Origin of the sequence: Methylobacterium soli (genome assembly GCF_008806385.1) — a bacterium.
GTDB lineage: Bacteria > Pseudomonadota > Alphaproteobacteria > Rhizobiales > Beijerinckiaceae > Methylobacterium > Methylobacterium soli.
In genome coordinates, this window is the sequence record NZ_VZZK01000008.1 from 60,249 (window position 1) to 74,037 (window position 13,789).

The following is a 13,789-nucleotide window of genomic DNA, read 5'->3' on the forward strand; positions in this document are numbered from 1 at the left end:
CATGATCCGCCCGCCCCGCTTCTGGTCGGTGCCGGACCATCCCGCCGCCCGGCTGCTCGCCCCGGTCGGTGCGGCCTACGGCGCCCTGACGGCGGCGCGCATGGACCGGGTCGGCACGCGCGCGCCCTGCCCGATCCTCTGCCTCGGCAACTTCACCCTCGGGGGCGCCGGCAAGACGCCGACCGCGCTGGCGCTCGCCGCGATGCTGCGCGACCTCGGCGCGGAGCCGGCCTTCCTGAGCCGCGGCTATGGCGGCCGTCTCGCCGGGCCGGTCCGGGTCGATCCAGGTCGTCATGGGGCCGACGCGGTGGGGGACGAGCCGCTGCTGCTCGCCCGCCACGCCCCGACCATCGTGGCCCGCGACCGGGTCGCGGGGGCGCGGGCCTGCGCGGCGGCCGGGGCGCGCGTGGTCGTGATGGATGACGGATTGCAGAACCCGAGCCTCGCCAAGGACCTCGCCCTCGCGGTGGTGGATGCGGGCGCGGGCCTCGGCAACGGCCGTCCCTTCCCGGCCGGGCCGCTGCGCGCGCCCCTCGCCCGGCAATGGCCGCATGTCGGCGGGCTCGTGCTGATCGGTGAGGGCCGGGCGGGCGAGGATGTGGAGGCGCAGGCGCGTGCGCGCGGGCTCCCGGTGCACCGCGCGCGGCTGGTGCCGGCGGCCGGCGATTGGGCCGGCCGCCGGGCCGTGGCCTTCGCGGGGATCGGCATCCCGCAGAAGTTCTTCGACACCCTGCGGGCGGCGGGCGCGGAGATCGCGGCAGCCCGCGCCTTCCCGGACCATCACCGCTACACGGCAGGCGACCTGTCGGGCCTTGCTGCTGAGGCCGCCCGCCTCGGCGCCGATCTCGTCACCACCGAGAAGGACGCGGTGCGGCTGCCCCCCGGCTACGATGTGCGGATTCTGCCCGTGCGCCTCGTCTTCTCCGACGCGGGCGCCATCGCGACCCAGATCGGCGCGCTCATCCGGGCCTGAGCCGCCTCAGGGCCGGACGCCGAGGAGCGCGGCCCCGAAGCCGACGAAGAGGCCGCCGGTGATCCGGTCGAACAGGCGCTTCAGCCCCGGGCGCGTCAGGGTGACGGCGAGGCGCTGTCCGCCGATGGCGTAGATTCCGTACCAGAACAGCTCGGCCCCCGCGAAGGTCGCGACCAGGATCGCGAATTGCGGGCCCTGGGCCGCGTGGCCGTCGATGAACTGGGGGAAGAAGGCGGTGGCGAACAGGATCAGTTTTGGGTTGCTGAGGCCGATCAGGAATCCGTCGCGCACGAGCCGCGGCGCGGTGAGCCGGGACGCCGCCGGACCCTCGCCGGGCCTGGCCGCGACCGGCCCGTCCGCGCCCCGCCAGGCCTTGACCCCGAGATACAGCAGATAGGCGACGCCGGCGTAGCGGATGACCTCGAACAGGGCCGGCGCGGCGGTCAGCACCGCGCTGAGCCCCGCCGCCGAGGCCGCGACGACGAGCAGGACGGCACCGAGGCAGCCCGCCATGGTGGCGAGGGCTCGCCGCGCCCCGACCCGGACGCTGCGCGTCAGGACGTGGAGCATGTTCGGCCCCGGCGTCCCGCACAGAATGAAAACGGCGCTGAAGAACAGCCACCAAGTGTGAAGGTTCATCGCTCGGTCTCCGGATGGCGAGAGCCCTTGGCCCCCGGCCCGGCGCTCGGGCCGGATGACGGCACTCCATCCTCGCTTTGGCGCGCGCTCGCACGCTGAACCGGTTCTCCGGCGAGCGCGGAGCGCGCTCTAGGCCGGCCGGCCGCTCTCCTTCAGGCGTTGCAGGGCGGCCTCCGGCGTCGCGAAGGCTTCCTGGCGCGCCACGCTCCAGTAGCGCAGGGCGTCGAGGGCGATCGCCTCGCCCGTCACCGCGCAGCGCACGAAGCTGCCGGGCTTGATCACCCGCATGGTGCCGTCGCCGTACTCGACCACGGCCTCGCCGCTCGCCCCGCGCTCGTAACGGCCCAGCATCCTGCTCTCCCGGCTCGCCGATCTCCGTCCGCGTCATAGGAGCGTCCTCGCGCCTTGTCGATCTCGCCCCTCGACAGGCCGCTGGGCCCGGTGCCAAAGATCACGCATGAAGGAGCAGTCATGAGCGCCGCATCGATCGACCGTTCGGCGGACGCCGCCGGCGGAGACGGCCGGTGAGCCCCGACCTCTCGGCCCTGTTCGAGGCGGCCGGGGCCGCGCGCGCCCGCGCGCACGCCCCCTACTCGAACTTTCCCGTCGGCGCGGCGCTCCGCGACGAGCACGGGCGCATCCATGCGGGCTGCAACGTCGAGAACGCCGCCTACCCGGCCGGGACCTGCGCGGAAGCGGGCGCCATCGCCGCGATGGTGGCGGGGGGCGGGCGCGCCATCCGGTCGATCCTGGTGCTCGGCGACGGCGCGGGCCTCGTCACGCCCTGCGGCGCCTGCCGCCAGCGCATCCGGGAATTCGCCGTCGGGACGACGCCGATCCACGTGGCGGGGCCGGAGGGGGTGCGCCGCAGCTTCACCCTCGACGCGCTGCTGCCCGCCTCCTTCGGGCCGGAGACGCTCGCCACCGATGCTTGAGATCCCGGCCGATCCGATCGTCCAGCGCAGCGCGCAATCCCTGTCCGAGGCGGGGTTCGCGGGGCCCTATGCCTGCGCCATCGTCACCGGCACCGGTCTCGGGCCCCTCGCCGCGAGCCTGTCGGAGCGCCTGTCGCGGCCTTACGCGGGCATCTCGGGTTTTCCCGAGCCGGGCGTCAGCGGGCACGGGGGCACCCTGCACCGGGGCATCCTGGCGGGTCGGCCCGTCCTCGTCTTCGAGGGCCGGTCGCACGCCTACGAGCGGGGCGACGCCGCCGTGATGCGCACGCCCATCGGGGTCGCCCGGGCGCTCGGAGCGGGCGCGCTTCTCCTCACCAACGCGGCGGGCTCGCTGATGCGGGAGGCCGGGCCCGGCAGCCTCGTGATGCTGAGCGACCACCTCAACCTCGCGGGGCTGAACCCGCTCGTGGGCGAGGCGAGCGATGCCCGCTTCGTGCCGATGACCGACGCCTACGATCCGGCGCTCCGCACCCATCTGCGGGCGGCCGCGGCGGCCTGCGGGGTTCCCCTGCTTGAGGGCGTCTACGCCTGGTTCTCCGGCCCGAGCTTCGAGACGCCGGCCGAGGTGCGCATGGCGGGGCGCCTCGGCGCCGACCTCGTCGGCATGTCGACGGTGCCGGAGGTGATCCTCGCCCGGTTCTTCGGCCTGCGCGTCGCCGCCCTCTCGGTGGTGACGAACCGCGCGGCCGGGATCAGCGGCGGCGATCCCCACCATGCCGAGACCAAGGAGGCCGCCGCCGCCATGGCCTCCGACCTCGCCCGCCTCGTCGCCGCCTTCGTGGCCCGCCTCGGCCTCGAGACGACGCCGCCCTGGAGCCCGCACGATGCCTGAGCCCCTCTTCGATGCCGCCGCGGTGGCGCGCCGGGCGCTGCCGCTCCTCGATCTCACCGACCTCGGCGACACCTGCACCACGCCCCAGGTCGACGCCCTCTGCCGCGAGGCCAGGGGAAGCGGGGTCGCGGCGATCTGCGTCTGGCCGCAATTCGTCAGCCAGGGGGTCCGGGCGCTCGCGGGCTCGGGCGTGCGCGTCGCCACGGTGATCAATTTCCCGGCCGGCGGCGAGGATCTGGAGCGCGCCGTCGAGGACACCGCCGAGGCGATCGACGACGGCGCCGCCGAGATCGACCTCGTCCTGCCCTATCGGGCCCTGCAGCGCGGCGACCGCGAGACCGCCCGCGCCCTGGTGGAGGCGGTGCGCGACGTCTGCCGCCGGACCTGCCTCAAGGTGATCCTCGAGACCGGCACCCTCGCCGAGCCGGAGCTCATCCGGGCGGCGGCCCGCCTCGCCCTCGAGGCCGGCGCCGATTTCGTCAAGACCTCGACGGGCAAGAGCCCGGTCTCGGCCACGCCCGAGGCGGCCGAGGCGATGCTCGGCGTCATCCGGGCGCTGCCGGAGGGGCGGCGGGCGGGCCTCAAGGTCTCGGGCGGCCTGCGCCGCGTCGCGGATGCGGCCGCCTACCTGGCGCTCGCCGACCGCATCATGGGGCCGGACTGGGTGAGCCCGGCGACCTTCCGCCTCGGCGCGAGCAGCCTCGTGGGCGACCTCAAGGCCGCGCTCGGGGAGCCGGCATGAGGCTCCCGCAGGAGATCATCCGGCGCAAGCGCGACGGCGGCACCCTGGAGGAGGCCGAGATCGCCGCCTTCGTGGCGGGCCTCACCGAGGGCAGCGTCACCGAGGGGCAGGCCACCGCCTTCGCGATGGCGGTGTTCTTCCGCGGCCTCTCGCTGCCCGAGCGGATCGCCCTGACGCGGGCGATGACGCGCTCGGGCACGGTGCTCGCCTGGGACCTGCCCGGCCCCGTCCTCGACAAGCATTCCACCGGCGGCATCGGCGATACCGTGAGCCTCGCGCTCGGGCCGATGGTGGCGGCCTGCGGCGGCTTCGTGCCGATGATCTCCGGGCGCGGGCTCGGCCATACGGGCGGCACCCTCGACAAGCTCGCGAGCATCCCGGGCTACCATGTCGGGCCCGACCTCGACCGCTTCCGCGCCGTCACCCGCGAGGTGGGCTGCGCCATCATCGGGCAGACCGCCGACCTCGCCCCCGCGGACCGGCGCCTCTACGCCATCCGGGACACCACCGCGACGGTCGAATCCCTCGACCTGATCACCGCCTCGATCCTGTCGAAGAAGCTCGCGGCGGGGCTCGACGGGCTCGTGATGGACGTGAAGACGGGATCGGGCGCCTTCATGGCCGGGCATGAGGCCGCGCGCGACCTCGCCGGCAGCATCGCCACCGTGGCCAACGGCGCCGGTCTGCGCACCGTGGCGCTCATCACCGACATGGACGCGCCGCTCGCTTCCGCCGCCGGCAACGCCGTCGAGGTGGCCTACGCGATCGACTACCTCACGGGGCGCCGGCGCGAGCCGCGCTTCCACGCCGTCACGCTGGCGCTCGCCGCCGAGATGCTGGTGATCGGGCGCCTCGCCGGCGACCTCGCGGAGGCGGAGGGCCGCGTCGCGCAGGCGCTGGATTCGGGCCGCGCCGCCGAGATCTTCGCCCGCATGGTGGCGGCCCTCGGCGGGCCGACAGACCTCCTCGACGCGCCCGGGCGGCACCTGCCGCGCGCCGGGATCGTGCGGGAGATCCGCGCCGAGGGCGTCGTGGCGGCGGTGGAGACGCGGGAGATCGGGCTCGCGGTGATCGGGCTCGGCGGCGGGCGCACCCGCCCGCAGGACCCGATCGACCCGGCGGTCGGCTTCACCGATCTGGCCCGCCCGGGCGACGCGAGCGGGCGCCTCGGCGTGGTGCATGCCCGCGACGCGGCGGCGGCGGACCGGGCAGAGGCGGCGTTGCGTGCCGCCTACCGGATCGGCGAGGCGCCCCCCGCACGCGCGGCCGTGCTGGAACGCATCGGCTGAGGCGCCGCCGAGGCGGAGGCGCCGCGCGGATCGCGCGGCGCCGGGTGATCACCAGCGGTAATGACGGTGATGGTGCCGGTGGCCCCAGCCGTGGTGACGGTGACCCCAGCCATGGTGCCGGTGGCCCCAGCCGTGGTGGCGATGGCCCCAGCCGCGATGGTGGTGATGGTGATGGCCCCAGCCATGGCCGCCGCGCACCGCGATGATGCCGGTCTCGGCGCTGTCGGCGATGGCGGCGGAGGGCTGGAAGGGGGCGGCCTCGGCCCGGGGGGCGGCGACGATGAGGCCGCCGGCGAGGGCGAGGGCTGCGGCCAGGATGCGGCCGCGATGGGGCCGGCGCGTGCTCATGGTCATGGGCGAACTCCTGTCTCGAACGAGCCGGCCAGGACGGCCGGCATCCGGAACAGGGTTAGGCCGCGGCGCCTGAATGCACGCTGACAAGAGTTAAATACCGTACCGTTCAGCCGACGGTTGCGGCACCGCCCTGAATCCGGCCGCCGGATCAGGGGCGCCGGTAGACCCAGACGCGCGCGGGCGGCAGGTTGAGCCAGACCCGGTTGGATCCGCTCGCCGTGTAGCTGCCGGCCTGGCAGCGCGCCGGGATCGGCGGCACCACCGCGTAGGTGAACTGCACGAAGGGGGCGCTCGGCGCCATCAGGTCGTGGGCGGAGTTCAGGAGGTCGAGGCGCTGCTCGAGCGGCTTGGTGAAGAGCGGCAGGCTGGAGATCGTGGCGGCGCCGGGCTCGGAGAGCATCCCGGCCAGGGTCTCGCGGATGTTGTAGGCGTCGCCCCGCACGATCGTGGCGCGGGGGAAGCGGCGGCGCAGCAACTCGCAGAAATCAGGGTTGAACTCGACGAGGACGAGGCGCTCCTGCGCGACGCCGCGCCGGATCAGTGCCTCCGTCACCGGGCCGGTGCCGGGGCCGAGCTCGATCACCGGGCCGTCGCGGCGCGGGTCGACATAGGACGCCATGGTGCGGGCGAGCATCCGGCCCGAGGGCGTGACCGAGCCGGTGACGAGGGGCCGCTCGAACCACGAGCGCAGGAACCGCGCTTCATCCTCCAGCGGATCGCGCCGCTCCCGCACCGGACCGGTGGCAGCCAAGGCTTTCGCGCGGGAACGACGTAACGGCGGCAAGACCGAAGTCCCTCGTATCGACGGGTGGATGGGATAGGCTAGACGACGAAAGCCTTCTTACAGTCAAGGCGGCGGCTGTGCATAGCGCCGACGCGCGCGGCCGCGCGCATCACCGGCGATCGCCGCGTCCGGGCGGTGTCGCCACAACCATAACCGGGCTCGGGGCGAAACGATCCGGAATCGCGGAGCGCCGCGCTCACGTGCGCGCCGAGCCGCTCAGGCCGTCGAAGAAGTCGCGCACTTTCGAGAAGAAGCCCGCGCTCTCCGGATGGTTCTCGTCCGAGGCCGTCTGGTCGAATTCCTGCAGCAACTCGCGCTGGCGCTTGGTCAGGTTCTGCGGGGTCTCGACGAAGACCTGGATGTAGAGGTCGCCGACGTCGCGCGCGCGCAGGACCGGCATGCCCTTGCCCTTGATGCGGAACTGCTTCGCCGTCTGGGTGCCGGCCGGGATGCGCACCTGCGTCTGCGAGCCGTCGATCACCGGCACGGTGATCTCGCCCGAGAGCGCCGCCGTCACCATCGAGATCGGGACCCGGCAGAACAGGTCCGCCCCGTCGCGCTGGAAGAACTCGTGCGGCTTGATCGAGAGGAAGACGTAGAGGTCCCCCGAGGGTCCGCCGCGCAGGCCGCTCTCGCCCTCGCCCGCGAGCCGGATGCGCAGGCCGTCATCGACGCCCGCCGGCACGTTGATCGAGAGGGTGCGCTCGCGGCTGACGCGCCCCGCGCCACCGCAATTGCCGCAGGGATCGTCGATCACCTCGCCGCGCCCGTGGCAATTCGGGCAGGTCCGCTCGATGGCGAAGAACCCCTGCGCCGCCCGCACCCGGCCGTAGCCGGCGCAGGTCTGGCAGGTGCGCGGCTTCGAGCCCGCCTTGGCGCCGGAGCCGGCGCAGACCTCGCACGTGACCGAAGTCGGGATCTTGATGGTCTCGGCCTTGCCGGCGAAGGCCTCCTCAAGCGTAATCTCGAGGTTGTAGCGCAGGTCCGCGCCGCGCTCGCGGCCCGGCTGCCCGCCGCGCCCGCGCGCGGCCCCCGGCTGCCCCCGGCCGTCGCCGAAGAAATTGTCGAAGATGTCGGACATGAAGTCCCCGAACTCGTTGCCGAATCCGGGTCCGCCCGCGCCGCCCTGGCTGAAGGCGGCATGGCCGAAGCGGTCATAGGCCGCGCGCTTCTGGCCGTCCGAGAGGCACTGATAGGCCTCGTTGATTTCCTTGAACTTGATCTCGGCTTCCTTGTCGCCGGGATTCCGGTCCGGATGGTAGCTCATGGCCAGCTTGCGGAAGGCCACCTTCATCTCGCCGTCCGAAGCGGTCTTCGCGACGCCCAGGATCTCGTAATAGTCCCGCTTCGACATTCCCCGGCCCCAGGTCCCTCATATGCCGCTCCCCGAGACCATGCCCGGGGAGCGTGCCGTCATCCGAAAAAGAGCGCGGGACCGGATCGCTCCGGTCCCGCGGATAAGCAAGCCTTACGCCCGCTTCTTCTGGTCCTTCTCGTCGACTTCCTGGAAGTCGGCATCGATGACGTCGTCCTTCTTCTCGGCACCGGCCGCCGCCTCCGGGCCGGCGGCGTCGCCGCCCTGGCTCGCCGCGTACATGGCCTCGCCGAGCTTCATCGAGGCCTGCATCAGGTCGGTGGTGCGGGCCTTGATGGTCTCCACGTCCTCGCCCTCGAGGGCCGTGCGGAGCGCGGTCATGGCGGTCTCGATGCCGGCCTTGTCGTCGGCCGAGACCTTGTCGCCGTACTCCTTCACCGACTTCTCGGTGGCGTGGACGAGGCTCTCGCCCTGGTTCTTCACCTCGACGAGCTCGCGGCGCTTCTTGTCGGCCTCGGCATTCGCCTCGGCGTCCTTGACCATGCGGTCGATATCGGCGTCCGAGAGGCCGCCGCTCGCCTGGATGCGGATCTGGTGCTCCTTGTTCGTCGCCTTGTCCTTGGCCGTGACGTTGACGATGCCGTTGGCATCGATGTCGAAGGTCACCTCGATCTGCGGCATGCCGCGCGGCGCCGGCGGGATGCCGACGAGGTCGAACTGGCCGAGCAGCTTGTTGTCGGCCGCCATCTCGCGCTCACCCTGGAAGACCCGGATGGTGACCGCGTTCTGGTTGTCCTCGGCCGTCGAGAAGGTCTGCGACTTCTTCGTCGGAATCGTGGTGTTACGGTCGATGAGCCGGGTGAACACGCCGCCCAGCGTCTCGATGCCGAGCGAGAGCGGGGTCACGTCGAGGAGCAGCACGTCCTTGACGTCGCCCTGGAGCACGCCGGCCTGGACCGCCGCGCCGATGGCCACGACCTCATCCGGGTTGACGCCCTTGTGGGGCTCCTTCCCGAAGAAGGACTTCACCACCTCCTGCACCTTCGGCATGCGGGTCATGCCGCCGACCAGCACCACCTCGTCCACCTCGGAAGCCGAGACGCCCGCATCCTTGAGGGCCTTGCGGCAGGGCTCCATCGTGCGCTGCACGAGATCGTCCACCAGGGACTCGAACTTGGCGCGGCTGAGCTTCAGCGCGAGGTGCTTCGGGCCCGAGGCATCCGCCGTGATGTAGGGCAGGTTGATCTCGGTCTGGGTCGCGGAGGAGAGCTCGATCTTCGCCTTCTCGGCGGCCTCCTTGAGGCGCTGGAGGGCGAGCTTGTCCTTGGTCAGGTCGATGCCCTGCTCACGCTTGAACTCCGCCGCGAGGTACTCGACCACGCGGTTGTCGAAATCCTCGCCGCCCAGGAAGGTGTCGCCGTTCGTGGACTTCACCTCGAACACGCCGTCGCCGATCTCCAGGATCGAGACGTCGAAGGTGCCGCCGCCGAGATCGTAGACCGCGATGGTGCCGGCCTTCTTCTTGTCGAGGCCGTAGGCGAGGGCCGCGGCGGTCGGCTCGTTGATGATGCGCAGCACTTCGAGGCCGGCGATGCGGCCGGCATCCTTGGTGGCCTGGCGCTGGGCGTCGTTGAAGTAGGCCGGCACCGTGATGACGGCCTGCGTCACCGGCTGGCCGAGATAGGACTCGGCCGTCTCCTTCATCTTCTGCAGGGTGAAGGCGGAGATCTGGGAGGGCGAGTAGCGCTTGCCGTCGGCCTCGACCCAGGCGTCGCCGTTATCGCCCTTGACGATCTTGTAGGGGACCAGACCCTTGTCCTTCTGGGTCATCGGGTCGTCGTAGGTGCGACCGATGAGGCGCTTGATGGCGAAGAAGGTGCGTTCCGGGTTGGTGACGGCCTGCCGCTTGGCCGGCTGGCCGACGAGGCGCTCGCCGTCATCCGTGAAGGCCACGATGGACGGCGTGGTGCGGGCGCCTTCCGCATTCTCGATGACCTTGGGCTGCGTGCCTTCCATGACGGCCACGCAGGAATTGGTGGTGCCCAAGTCGATACCGATGACTTTACCCATGGTGGGATCCCTCTGTTGTTCTGATCAAGCAGACCGCCGAGCCCCGAAGCAGCTCGGCCCATGGCGGTGCGGAATGGAATTGTGAGGACGGAACAGGCGCCGGAAACGGCTCAATCCGGTGCTTAATCCCGTGCTTCGCCGGATATAAGAAGGTCGATGCGGGCTCGCAAGGCGAAGCAGGCGGTTCCGCACCGAGCGCGCTATCCCGCTGAGAGACCTGATGGTTCGCCCGTTGCGACGCCCGGTTTGCCGCGTTCCGCCTGGCGATTTTGTTGCCGCCCCGCCACGCCCGCGCCATCGATGGCGTGCTACACTCGGGGCGAACCGACGATCATGCCGGCGGAACCCGGTTCCGGCAGCGTCCGTCCAGGCTCTCCGGCTCGAAAGACTCGATGCGTCCGATCCGCGTTCTCGTTCCGCCGCTCCTCGCCCTCGCGCTCCTGGCTCCCCTGCCCCGGGAGGCCGCCGCGCAGAATTTCTTCGAGGAGCTGTTCGGGATCGGGCGCGCGGCCAAGCCTCCCGTTCCGCCCCGCGGGGTGCCCCAGGCGCCGCAGGCCGTGCCGGAGCCCGGCGCGCCGCTGCCGCCCGGAATCCCGGGCGATCCCGGCGCCGAGGCGCCCCGCCCCGCCGCGCCGCCCAAGCCCGTGGTGCTGAAGGCGCCCTCCGACGACAACGTGGCGGGCCAGGACCTGCTGCTCAACGGGCTGAACGGCACCCTCAAGCTGGAACGGGCCGGCGCCGCCATGACGGCGCGCCTGACCCTGCCGGGCACCAAGGTCTCGCAGCCGACCGAAGCCTGCTCGGTGCCGCTCAACGGCGGCAAGCCCATCACCCTGACCTCCGAGGGCCGGCCCGAGGGGATCGCCCGCTTCGAGGCCGCCGCCGCCGAGTGCCCGCTCCGCTTCCAGGTGCTGGAGGGCGGCGTGCTGGTGACGCCGCTCGGCGGCAACCCGGTCTGCACCTTCTCGGCCCAGGATTGCGCCACCACCCCGGCGGGGCTCTGGGGACCGGCGGCGGCGGGCCTGATCCCGCGCTCGGCCGAGTTCGACACCGCGCGCGGCATCGCCGACAAGGCGGTGCGGGACAATTACAAGCTGATGACTCAGCGGGCGCGCCGCGAGGATGTCCGGCCGATCGTCACCGAGCAGGCCGCCTTCTCCTCCGACCGCGAGCAGGTCTGCCGCACCTATGCGCGCGAGGGCGCCCACGGCTTCTGCCACCTGCGCTTCTCCGAGGCGCGGGCGCTCGCGCTCGCCACCCGCCTCGGCGTCAGCGTCGTGCCGGGCGCGGCCCCGACCGCCGCCGCCACCCCCCGCCCCGCCCGCCGCAAGCCCACGGTCGAGGGCATGAACCCGGACGCGGTCGGCGCGAGCCCGCAGCCGGGCGAGTAGCCCGCGACGGGACTGCGCCCGGAACGCCGCGGGATCTCGCGCAGGATCTTGCGCAGGATCTTGGGATGCCGGCGGATCGGAGCGGGAGGCCGCCCGTTCAGGCCCGGCCCGCGCTCATCGACAGCATGGCCGGATCGATGCCGTTGCGGCGCAGGATGCGCTCGTACTTGGCGTCGAGGGCGGGGTGGAAGATCAGGTCCGGGTCGGCCGGGCAGTTGAGCCAGCCATTGGCCATGATCTCGCTCTCGAGCTGCCCCGCCTGCCAGCCGGCATAGCCGAGCGCCAGCACGGCGCTGGCCGGCCCGTCGCCGTTGGCGATGGCGCGCAGGATCTCGACGGTGGCGGTGAGGCAGACGCCGTCGTCGATGATCAGCGTCGACTGGTCGATGTGGAAATCGTCGGTGTGGAGCACGAAGCCGCGCTTGCCCTCGACCGGGCCGCCCATCAGCACCGGCATGTGGCCGACGCGCTCGCGCAGGCGGATCGCGTCCGCCTCCGGCGCCACGTCGAGCTGGACCAGGAGGTCGGGCATCGAGAGATCGGTGACGGGCTTGTTGACGATGATGCCCATCGCGCCGTCCGCCGAATGGGCGCAGACGTAGATGACCGAGCGCGCGAAGCGCGCATCCGTCAGGCCCGGCATCGCCACCAGGAACTGGCCGTCGAGAAAGGCGCTGTTTCCGTGCCGAGGGTTCTCCATGCCCGCATGCTACGCCCCCCGGATGCGTTGTCCAGCGGGCAAAGCGCCCCGGCCCGCCCCCCGCGCGAGGCGGGGCGATGCCCCTCGCCTCGACAGCGCGAAGCGGCCACGCTAGACGGGCCGCACCCTTCAGCCTGCGGCGCATGTCGCCGGAGAGGCCGCCCCGGCGGCCCGCGATCGAGGAGACAGCGGATGACGATTCAGGTTGGCGACCACCTGCCCCAGGCGACCTTCCGCATGAACGGCCCCGAGGGCCCGCAGGCCCGCACCACCGACGACGTCTTCAAGGGCCGGCGGGTGGTGCTGGTCGGCGTTCCGGGCGCCTTCACGCCGAGCTGCCACCGCAACCACCTGCCGGGCTTCGTCGCCAAGCTCGGCGAGATCAAGGCCCGGGGCATCGACGCGGTGGCGGTGACGGCCGTCAACGACGTGTTCGTGCTCGACGCCTGGGCCAAGGCCTCGGGCGCGGAGGGCATCGAGTTCCTGGCCGACGGCAACGGCGACTTCGCCAAGGCCACCGGCCTCGACATGGACGGCACCGGCTTCGGCCTCGGCATCCGCTCGAAGCGCTACTCGGCCCTGATCGAGGACGGCGTCGTGCGCATCCTCAACATCGAGGAATCGCCCTCCAAGGCCGAGGCCTCCGGCGCCGAGGCGCTGCTCAAGGTCATCTGAGCGGGCCGAGGGCGCGCGAAAACCCCCGCGCGCCTCACCCCGCCCGGCCGTAATCGCGGGCGTCGCGCGCGGTGCGGTGGAAGCCGAGGCGGCGGTCGTATTCGCGCGGGTCCTTCGGCTGCACGAGGGCGCCCGGCGGCACGTTGAGCCAGTCGACGAGGCGGGTCAGCAGGAAGCGCAACGCCGCCCCGCGGCACAGGATCGGCAGGGCCGCGACCTCCGCGGCCTCCAGCGGGCGCACCGCCTCGTAGCCGGCGATCAGCGCCGCCGCCATGTCGCGGTGGAACCGGCCGTCCGCCTCGAAGCACCAAGCGTTGAGGCAGATCGCGAGGTCGTACGCGAAGGCGTCCGTGCAGGCGAAGTAGAAGTCGATCAGCCCCGACAGGTCGTCGCCGATGAAGAAGACGTTGTCGGTGAACAGGTCGGCGTGGATGACGCCGCCGGGCAGGCCCCGGGGCCAGCCCGCCTCCAGCACGGCGAGGTCGCCCCGGATGCGCGCGGCCAGGCCCGGCGAGACGCCGTCGGCCTGCGCCGCCGCCTGATCGAACAGGCCGCGCCAGGCCCCGACCGAGAGGTTGTTCTCGCGGGTCATCCCGAAATCGGCGCCGGCCGCGTGGAGCGCCGCCAGCGCGCCGCCGAGCGCCCGGCAATGGTCGACGCCCGGATGCTTGACCGAGACCCCTTCGAGGAAGCTGACGATCACGGCCGGGCGCCCGCACAGGCGCCCGAGCGCCCGGCCGTCGCGGTTGCGGATCGGCTGCGGGCAGGCGAGCCCGCGCGTCGCCAGGTGCTCCATCAAGTTCAGGAAGAACGGCAGGTCGTCCTCCCGCACCCGCTTCTCGTAGAGGGTGAGGATGTAGGAGCCGGCTGTGGTGTGCAGGAAGAAGTTGGTGTTCTCGACGCCCTCGGCGATGCCCTTGTACGAGAGCAGGCCCCCGATGTCGTAGGCGGCCAGAAAGGCCGTGAGCGCCTCGTCGGATACCTCGGTATAGACGGCCACGCCTGCACTCACCTTCTGATGTCGGCTGACGACATGCTGATTTCAGCGGACGACATGGCAAGGGGCGCC

At 72.3% G+C, this 13,789-nt stretch carries 15 protein-coding genes; 7 read left to right on the forward strand and 8 right to left on the reverse strand.

All coding sequences use genetic code 11. From position 1 onward, the window contains the following. Positions 1–4: 4 nt before the first annotated feature. Positions 5–973: a tetraacyldisaccharide 4'-kinase gene (gene lpxK / locus F6X53_RS09665; RefSeq protein ID WP_150999946.1), complete on the forward strand. Its 969-nt coding sequence runs from the start codon at positions 5–7 to the stop codon at positions 971–973. Between the two features lie 6 nt (positions 974–979). Here lpxK and F6X53_RS09670 read toward each other — a convergent pair whose 3' ends face one another. Both F6X53_RS09670 and F6X53_RS09675 read right to left on the reverse strand, forming a co-directional pair. Further along, on the reverse strand, positions 980–1,612 hold the full coding sequence (locus F6X53_RS09670; protein WP_150999815.1) for a LysE family translocator: 633 nt from the start codon (positions 1,610–1,612) through the stop codon (positions 980–982). 129 nt (positions 1,613–1,741) lie between these two features. Continuing rightward, positions 1,742–1,963: a DUF2093 domain-containing protein gene (locus F6X53_RS09675; protein ID WP_150999816.1), complete on the reverse strand. Its 222-nt coding sequence runs from the start codon at positions 1,961–1,963 to the stop codon at positions 1,742–1,744. 173 nt (positions 1,964–2,136) lie between these two features. Here F6X53_RS09675 and cdd point away from each other — a divergent pair, with 173 nt between their 5' ends. From cdd to deoA, 4 genes are read left to right on the forward strand one after another with little or no spacing between them, the layout of a single operon-like run. Beyond that, entirely contained in the window at positions 2,137–2,547 is a 411-nt protein-coding gene (gene cdd / locus F6X53_RS09680) for a cytidine deaminase (protein ID WP_150999817.1), read from the forward strand. Then, positions 2,540–3,400 carry a purine-nucleoside phosphorylase gene (locus tag F6X53_RS09685; RefSeq protein WP_150999818.1) on the forward strand — a complete coding sequence of 287 codons (861 nt, stop codon included), beginning with the start codon at positions 2,540–2,542 and terminating at the stop codon, positions 3,398–3,400. The genes cdd and F6X53_RS09685 overlap by 8 nt, the downstream gene beginning before the upstream one ends. Further along, complete coding sequence (gene deoC / locus F6X53_RS09690) at positions 3,393–4,142, forward strand: deoxyribose-phosphate aldolase (protein WP_150999819.1); 750 nt, start codon at positions 3,393–3,395, stop codon at positions 4,140–4,142. Before F6X53_RS09685 ends, deoC begins: the two co-directional genes overlap by 8 nt. After that, positions 4,139–5,431: a thymidine phosphorylase gene (deoA, locus tag F6X53_RS09695; RefSeq protein ID WP_150999820.1), complete on the forward strand. Its 1,293-nt coding sequence runs from the start codon at positions 4,139–4,141 to the stop codon at positions 5,429–5,431. Before deoC ends, deoA begins: the two co-directional genes overlap by 4 nt. 48 nt (positions 5,432–5,479) lie before the next feature. Here the strand turns inward: deoA and F6X53_RS09700 are convergent, their stop codons facing one another. The 4 genes from F6X53_RS09700 to dnaK form a co-directional block, all read right to left on the reverse strand. Next, positions 5,480–5,785 carry a hypothetical protein gene (locus F6X53_RS09700; RefSeq protein WP_191970772.1) on the reverse strand — a complete coding sequence of 102 codons (306 nt, stop codon included), beginning with the start codon at positions 5,783–5,785 and terminating at the stop codon, positions 5,480–5,482. Positions 5,786–5,933: 148 nt separating this feature from the next. Continuing rightward, positions 5,934–6,569, reverse strand: coding sequence for a class I SAM-dependent methyltransferase (locus tag F6X53_RS09705; RefSeq protein ID WP_150999821.1), 636 nt, complete (start codon positions 6,567–6,569; stop codon positions 5,934–5,936). A gap of 196 nt (positions 6,570–6,765) precedes the next feature. Further along, the gene (dnaJ, locus tag F6X53_RS09710; protein ID WP_150999822.1) at positions 6,766–7,923 is read right to left on the reverse strand and encodes a molecular chaperone DnaJ; all 1,158 of its coding nucleotides are present in this window, start codon (positions 7,921–7,923) and stop codon (positions 6,766–6,768) included. 114 nt (positions 7,924–8,037) lie between these two features. Continuing rightward, on the reverse strand, positions 8,038–9,954 hold the full coding sequence (gene dnaK / locus F6X53_RS09715) for a molecular chaperone DnaK (RefSeq protein ID WP_150999823.1): 1,917 nt from the start codon (positions 9,952–9,954) through the stop codon (positions 8,038–8,040). A 392-nt stretch (positions 9,955–10,346) separates the two neighbouring features. On the opposite strand from dnaK, the gene F6X53_RS09720 reads away from it, so the two are divergent. After that, the gene (locus tag F6X53_RS09720) at positions 10,347–11,345 is read left to right on the forward strand and encodes a cupin domain-containing protein (protein WP_150999824.1); all 999 of its coding nucleotides are present in this window, start codon (positions 10,347–10,349) and stop codon (positions 11,343–11,345) included. A 97-nt stretch (positions 11,346–11,442) separates the two neighbouring features. Here F6X53_RS09720 and F6X53_RS09725 read toward each other — a convergent pair whose 3' ends face one another. After that, positions 11,443–12,045, reverse strand: a complete 603-nt coding sequence (locus F6X53_RS09725) for a YqgE/AlgH family protein (protein WP_150999825.1) — start codon at positions 12,043–12,045, stop codon at positions 11,443–11,445. A 192-nt stretch (positions 12,046–12,237) separates the two neighbouring features. Here F6X53_RS09725 and F6X53_RS09730 point away from each other — a divergent pair, with 192 nt between their 5' ends. Then, positions 12,238–12,720, forward strand: a complete 483-nt coding sequence (locus F6X53_RS09730; protein ID WP_150999826.1) for a peroxiredoxin — start codon at positions 12,238–12,240, stop codon at positions 12,718–12,720. A 34-nt stretch (positions 12,721–12,754) separates the two neighbouring features. Here the strand turns inward: F6X53_RS09730 and thrB are convergent, their stop codons facing one another. After that, complete coding sequence (thrB, locus tag F6X53_RS09735) at positions 12,755–13,720, reverse strand: homoserine kinase (protein ID WP_150999827.1); 966 nt, start codon at positions 13,718–13,720, stop codon at positions 12,755–12,757. Between the last annotated feature and the right edge of the window lie 69 nt (positions 13,721–13,789).